At 33.3% G+C, this 1,927-nt stretch carries 2 protein-coding genes; both read right to left on the bottom strand.

Annotation, left to right across the window (positions count from 1 at the left end):
• Nucleotides 1–242: 242 nt before the first annotated feature.
• Complete coding sequence (locus tag BPMYX0001_RS26160; RefSeq protein WP_016113421.1) at nucleotides 243–959, bottom strand: DUF2812 domain-containing protein; 717 nt, start codon at nucleotides 957–959, stop codon at nucleotides 243–245.
• On the bottom strand, nucleotides 956–1,270 hold the full coding sequence (locus BPMYX0001_RS26155; RefSeq protein WP_016113422.1) for a PadR family transcriptional regulator: 315 nt from the start codon (nucleotides 1,268–1,270) through the stop codon (nucleotides 956–958). Before BPMYX0001_RS26155 ends, BPMYX0001_RS26160 begins: the two co-directional genes overlap by 4 nt.
• Between the last annotated feature and the right edge of the window lie 657 nt (nucleotides 1,271–1,927).

Genomic DNA, 1,927 nt, shown 5'->3' with positions numbered 1-1,927 from the left:
AAGAGATATTTGTTCAGAAAACCTTATGTTTATGAACAGAGGCTAAAACTCAAGATGTAAATTTAGGAGATAAATTGCACTTGTTTTAAGTGCTATTTTGCACTATAGGTAAACATAAAAAAGCTATCAATTCCATGATAGCTTTTTTATAACTAAGTACGATTATTTTAATACTCTTTATTCCACTAACGCACCTTTTAGCTCAATAACAATGTCTAAAACTTTATTATTCGAATCCTATACTAAGCTTTCTTCCCCCTCATTTTATGACAAAGAGACATGATAAGCCAAATAGCAGTTGGAAGTGCGATTGCTCCAATAATCATAGACGCTAACATGTTAACTGCACTGCCAGCGGCGTATAACAATATAAAAACAGCAATTAAGAAGAGAAGGGCTCGTATAGTTTTCAAAAGATTAACTAAGCCTTTTTTTTCTTGTACCTTCCATTTGTTATTATATGTTGCGATTACAGTCCAAGCTGTTGGAAGTGCAATGACAGTGAAAATAACTGCGATTGCCAACAATATGGATTGTAATGTTCCAGAGCTTATCATTGCTCCAACCCATGCAAGTACTGTTATTAAAACGAACGGAATGGCAAAATAATTCATAGAACGGGCTAAATTCCCATACTTTTCTACGGATGTGCCACGGTCACTATAAATTGGTTTTGTATTAGGTTGTGCTCGAAATAAATGAATATCTCCTTCTGAGGCAATATGCGACCAGCCAGAGAATGAAAAAAAGTCCAAGTATTCCTCTGCTTCCCCCTCTTTTAATGAACGATAATCTACACTGTAGATATAATCTGAGCATTCTCCTTTTTCAAGCGTATACCCCATAAACTTAAAATCACTGACATGCCACCCCTTCAAAGAAAATCGGCGTAATTTTTCCATGTCCTTTTCCTCAGAAAAAGCTAACCCGCCTGACGTAATATACTTTGTTTTTCTCATTCTTTAACCTCCTTCAATCCCGTTTCTGCTAATTGAATCATCAGTTTCCTTATCTTCACATCTTCTTCTAATACTTCTCTGCCCTTGTCAGTAAGCAGATATGTTTTACGCCTTGAATCCGAACCATCATGCAAATAAATCCATTCTTGTTTTAATAACTTTTTTATAATCGTGTACATTGAAGCAGGACCTATAGTAATTGCCCCATTTGTTGTTTCTTCAATTAAGCTCATAATTGCGTAACCATGCCCTGGTTTAGTTAAAGCAGCCATAATATAAAACACTGAATCCGTTAGCTCAGTTTTTTTCAACCCATCACCTTCTATATCTCTTTAATATGTATCGCAAAACGATATATCTAAAAACAATATATCATGATATGATATATATATCTAGAGTTATATCATAATTTGATACATCAATGGATAATATTTATCCTTTATAATCAAAAAAATCCTTGCAAAATGGTCTCTTCGCCAAATCGAAAAACAAATGATGTTCTTGTCCATCATCCTTCTATAACTATACTGATCCGTTACTTTAAGTGCATTACTTCACATTCTCTATATTTATATTGTTAAAAGAATAGCATTATCTGTTCCAAAACTCGTGCAAAATAGCACTTAAAACAAGTGCAATTTATCTCCTAAATTTACACTCAAGAATATCAACATTTTTTAGCTATAATCTTGTTCATAAAGTGTGTAAATAATTCAATGTTCATTTAATCTGTTGTTTTTATCTTTCTAAACACATAATCATCCTCTATGAACGCTGTCATAGTAAGGATTTTCAGTCCTTAGCGTACAATTTTCCCAGAATGATATAGTGACCCCTTTAAGCAAAGGTTTAAACACATTCTTGTTATGATTGTGAGTTTTTGGGTCATTATGTTTCTCATGTATGGTGAAAGCCTGTTACAATGAGAAAATGGCATAGGGTATGAGAAATATAGAGCTATAGAATAT

This window comes from Bacillus pseudomycoides DSM 12442 (assembly GCF_000161455.1).
Taxonomy (GTDB): domain Bacteria; phylum Bacillota; class Bacilli; order Bacillales; family Bacillaceae_G; genus Bacillus_A; species Bacillus_A pseudomycoides.
Note: the sequence above shows the minus strand (reverse complement) of the source record. Positions and strands in the feature narration are given on the sequence as shown.

Coding starts and splice junctions, on each gene's coding strand:
- BPMYX0001_RS26160 (WP_016113421.1), bottom strand. CDS start 959: ATGAGAAAAACAAAGTATATTACGTCAGGCGGGTTAGCTTTTTCTGAG.